At 67.0% G+C, this 4,484-nt stretch carries 3 protein-coding genes and 1 pseudogene; all 4 read left to right on the top strand.

Going from position 1 to position 4,484, the window contains the following annotated elements:
• Positions 1–107, top strand: a pseudogene (locus tag IE321_RS43350) (transposase); the annotation flags it as partial.
• A 209-nt stretch (positions 108–316) separates the two neighbouring features.
• On the top strand, positions 317–2,632 hold the full coding sequence (locus tag IE321_RS40845; protein ID WP_229916838.1) for a molybdopterin-dependent oxidoreductase: 2,316 nt from the start codon (positions 317–319) through the stop codon (positions 2,630–2,632).
• 134 nt (positions 2,633–2,766) lie between these two features.
• Positions 2,767–3,318: an EF-hand domain-containing protein gene (locus IE321_RS40840; protein WP_190226686.1), complete on the top strand. Its 552-nt coding sequence runs from the start codon at positions 2,767–2,769 to the stop codon at positions 3,316–3,318.
• Between the two features lie 700 nt (positions 3,319–4,018).
• Positions 4,019–4,402 (top strand): hypothetical protein, encoded by a 384-nt coding sequence (locus IE321_RS40835; protein WP_190226685.1) that lies wholly within the window; start codon positions 4,019–4,021, stop codon positions 4,400–4,402.
• The last annotated feature ends 82 nt before the right edge of the window (positions 4,403–4,484 follow it).

The following is a 4,484-nucleotide window of genomic DNA, read 5'->3' as shown; positions in this document are numbered from 1 at the left end:
GTCGTACACCTCGTCCAGACCATCCGGCGCGGTCTCCGTCACATATCCAGTACCGCAGCCACCTCATAGACGGCTGCCTTACCGAGACAGGACGACCATCAGCCCCTGATCACCGAAGACGACATCACGAGTTCAACCTCAGTAGCACGGCAGACAGGCGCCGATCGTTGTTGCTGGTATGGCCGGGAGTCGCGCGCCGAGCAGGATTGGACGGCACCCCACGGGGGAGCCTGTGTCCTGCGGACCTCCAACTGACGCTAAAGCCCATGGCATCTGGGGGCCGTTGTCCGGGAGCCGGAGGATCTTCAGGGGGTGCATGGTGGAGCGACGTTTGCCGGTTGCGACGCACTGGGGGAGCTACGTCGCGGTCGTCGATTCGGGCCGGCTGGTGCGCATCGAGCCCAGCGGCGATGATCCCGCGCCTTCACCCATCGGCCCCGGAATGCTGACAGCCGCCGACGATGGCGCGCGCGTGTTGCGGCCGGCGGTGCGCAGGGGCTGGCTGGAGGGTCTGCCCCGTGCCCGCGACACAGCCCGGGGCAGGGACGTGTTCGTGGAGGTGAGCTGGGACGAGGCGCTCACACTGGTGAGCGAGGAGCTGTCCCGGGTGCGGGCCGAGCATGGGGACAGCGCGGTGTTCGGCGGATCCTACGGCTGGGCGAGCGCGGGTGCCTTCCACAATCCGCAGAATCAGTTGCAGAGGTTCCTGGCGCTGGGCGGTGGATACGCCGATTCCCGCAACACCTACAGCACCGCGGCGTTGGAGGTCATCCTCCCGCATGTGATCGGCGGGGCTCCGTGGAGTTATCAGTCCCGGATGCCGATGTGGGACGAGATCGCCGAGAACTGTGAGCTGGTGGTGGCGTTCGGGGGGCTGGCGCTCAAGAACAGCCAGATCAACCCCGGCGGGCTGGCCCGGCACCAGACCGAAGGCCTGCAGCGAAAGTGCCGTGAGGCTGGGGTGCGGTTCGTGAACGTCAGCCCCATCCGCAGTGACACGGCAGGCTTCCTGGACGCCGAGTGGCTGCCCGTCATCCCCAACACCGACACCGCCTTGATGCTCGGCATCGCGCACACGATGCTGGACAACAACTGGCACGACCAGGATTTCCTCGACCGGTGCTGCACCGGGTTCGACCGCTTCGCCTCCTACCTGACTGGCAAGTCCGACGGCATCGTCAAGGACGCCGGCTGGGCCGCAAGGATCACGGGCGTCAGCCGCGAGGCGATCACCGACCTCGCGCGCCGCCTTGCCACGCAGCGCTCTGTGATCATGGTCAACTACGCGATCCAGCGGGCGGACCTCGGCGAGCAGCCGATCTGGATGTCGGTCGTGCTGGCCGCCATGTCTGGTTCGATGGGCCGGCCTGGCTGCGGCTGGGGCGCGGGCTACGCGACGATGGACGCGACCGGCGTCGCCCCAGGCCGCCCGTCGGTGCCCTCGATGCCGCGGGTGCCCAACCCCGTGCCGGATTTCATCCCGGTCGCACGGATCGCCGACACCCTGCTGCATCCGGGCCGGACCATCGACTACGACGGCCGGCGCCTGACCCTGCCTGAGCTGCGCCTGATCTACTGGTGCGGGGGCAACCCGTTCCACCACCACCAGGATCTCCACCGCCTGACCCGCGCCTGGCAGCACCCCGACACGGTGGTGGTGCACGAAGCCTGGTGGAACACCACCGCCAAGTTCGCCGACATCGTCCTTCCCGTGGCCACCAGTCTGGAACGCGACGATTTCGCGGCCGGTTTCTCCGACCCCCACCTCACCGCGATGCCGAAAGTCCGCGAGCCGGCCGGTGAGGCACGCACCGACCACGACATCTTCGCTGCTCTGGCGGCCCGCCTCGGCTACGAGCGGGAGTTCACGCAGTCGCGCTCGGAGTTCGAGTGGGTCCGTCACCTCTACGAGCAGACCAGGGCCGGCCTCGGCAACGACGCGGCACTGCCGGACTTCGACGACTTCTGGCACAGCCCCTGTGGTGTGACACTGCCGGCGCTCGGCGGACCGTTCCCCGGCAGCTTCGAGGCGCTGCGCGCAGATCCGCAGGTCTCCCCCCTCACAACGCCGTCGGGGAAGATCGAGATTTTCTCCGAGGAGATCGACTCGTTCGACTACGACGACTGCGCCGGGCACCCGACCTGGTTCGAACCGGTCGAATGGCTCCACGCCGAGGCATCGGACCGCTTCCCGTTGCACCTGATCTCCAACCAGCCGGCCTCACGCCTGCACAGCCAGTACGACAACGGTGGCCACAGCCTCAGCTCGAAGATCCGCGGCCGTGAGCCAGTGACGATCAACCCCGTGGACGCGGCATCCCGCGGCATCGAGGACGGGATGATCGTGCGCGTCTTCAACGACCGGGGCAGCTGTCTGGCAGGCGCGATCCTGTCGGATGCCGTCATGCCCGGTGTCATCCAGCTGTCGACCGGAGCCTGGTGGGACCCGGCCGAGCCGGGCCGGAGCGGAACCCTGGACCGCCATGGAAACCCGAACACGCTCACCGGGGATCGCGGGTGCTCGCGCCTGTCCCAAGGCCCCAGTGCACACAGTGCGCTCGTGGACGTCGCGGTCTACGACGAACCGCTTGAGGAGTTGCGCGCCTTCACGCCACCACACCTCGAACACTGAAACGAAGCCGCTTCACAGGCAGGTACGTTTGCCGTGGTCGCCGCTGTCAGGCTTCCGGTCGGCGGGTCCGACCGGAAGCCGTGCCTCGATGCCGCCGTTGCGTGACCTCAAGTGCGTGAATACGGTCCGCGGTCATGACAGCTCTGCAAGATCTCAAGTACGGCCAGTGGTTCAGGGGTGCCGACGTCGACGGCGACGGGTTCATCACCCAGTCCGATGTCCGCAAGATGAGCGAGCGCTACATCAACGCCCGCAAAACCACTCCCGACGCCGAGACCGCCCGCCAGCTCACGGAAGGCATGGACCTGTTCTGGTCGAACGTCATCGCCCCGATGGACCAGGACGGTGACGGCAAGGTCGACGTACGGGAGATGACCGAAGGTTTCAAGAGCGTCCTGACAGACCGCGCGCTCTACCCCCAGCAGATTGGGCCGGTCAGCAACTGCTTTTTCGACCTCGTCGACCTCAACGGGGACGGCAGGATCGACCAAGGCGAGTTCCAGCAGATGTTCGACTCGGTCGCCGCTGTCCCCAGCCAGGACTGCGCCGCCGTTTTCGCCGCCCTGGATCTCGACGGATCCGGCGGACTCGACCGGGATGAGTTCCACCAGGCACTCGAGGAGTTCTTCTACGGCAACGACCCTGATGCCCCCGCCAACCACCTGTTCGGCAGGATCACCGTCTGAGAGCCCCCGGACACGAGCCTCAGGTGAACCTGCGGCGCGTAGCGGCCACGACTGCGAGGTCAGGCCTGGCCCGGTTGCCCCCTCTGTTGCCGACGGCAACATCGTCAGCGTCCAGCGGTGCCCGTTCCGCTCTGCCGGCTGCGCGGGCCGGGCACAGCCCGCAGGCGACGCGGTCAAGTCCAGATGCAGGCGGCTTCATGTCCAGCTCGAACCAGCCGTAGGTGCCACGTGGGTCCAGCGGGGACGGCCCTGTTCTCCCAAAGCTACGACGAAGTGACAAGTAGCTTTCTGTAATCAGAGTGACGCTTGGTCAGGCCTACGTTCGGCAGGAATACGTGCAGCGGACGAGCGCCGAGCGTGCCTCTTCGAGGGATGACAGGCCACCCTTGACCGGGCCGCCGAGGGCCCCGACCAGAGGAGTCCGTGAGGCCATGCCGCCCGAAGAGCCAGGCCGCCGTTCCCTGTACCGCCCGCGCTGAGCCGGGGGCGGTGCCGTGCACCCGTTCGAAGGCACCGCAACCACAGGCCTACGAGCCTTGTCTTCATCCATATGGCACTCATCCGGCGTCCGCGGCCCGCCCCGACCGACCGTGAGCTGCGCCTCTGGCGGGTCGGCAAGCCCTTAGCGCGTCAAGTTTGTTGCTGTGGGCGGTCGAACAGACAGGTCAGGTACTCGGGGCCGGAGTGGGATGATCCAGGTGTGGAAACTCCTGATCCTTCCTTCCGGCGTCGCCTGCTGAACGAGGCGCTGACGGTAGTGGCGGCACCTGCGCGGGTCCAGGCAGCATGGCTGGAGAAGCATGGTGTCGTGACGGACGAGATCGCCCTCGACTTCGATCACGCCTTCCGCATGACCGAGGCTCTGGTGGAGGAAGGATTCCTCAGCCGTGACGTCCTGCCCGAGCTCCGGCTGATCGACTCGATCTTCGATGAGATGAGCCGCGACGAGTCCACGGATCGGTGGACGACTGCGGCTCTGATCAGCGATGCGGGGTGGATCCGTGCCCGCGTGCTGGCTCAGCAGGTTCTCGCCCGTGAAGGCGTGGACGCCTCGCCGCTGCCAGACATCTCTGTCATCCGGTAGCGAGCCCGACAGATCAGGCCGCTGCCGCCTGTGGGGCGACGTTGCCTTCGGGGAAGGCCACGGTCTCGTCGAAGTGCTGTCC

The sequence above is a fragment of the Streptomyces hydrogenans genome, from assembly GCF_014656075.1.
In the GTDB taxonomy this organism is placed as follows: domain Bacteria; phylum Actinomycetota; class Actinomycetes; order Streptomycetales; family Streptomycetaceae; genus Streptomyces; species Streptomyces hydrogenans.
The sequence above is the reverse complement of the archived record's forward strand: the minus strand, read 5'-3'. Positions and strand labels throughout refer to the sequence as shown.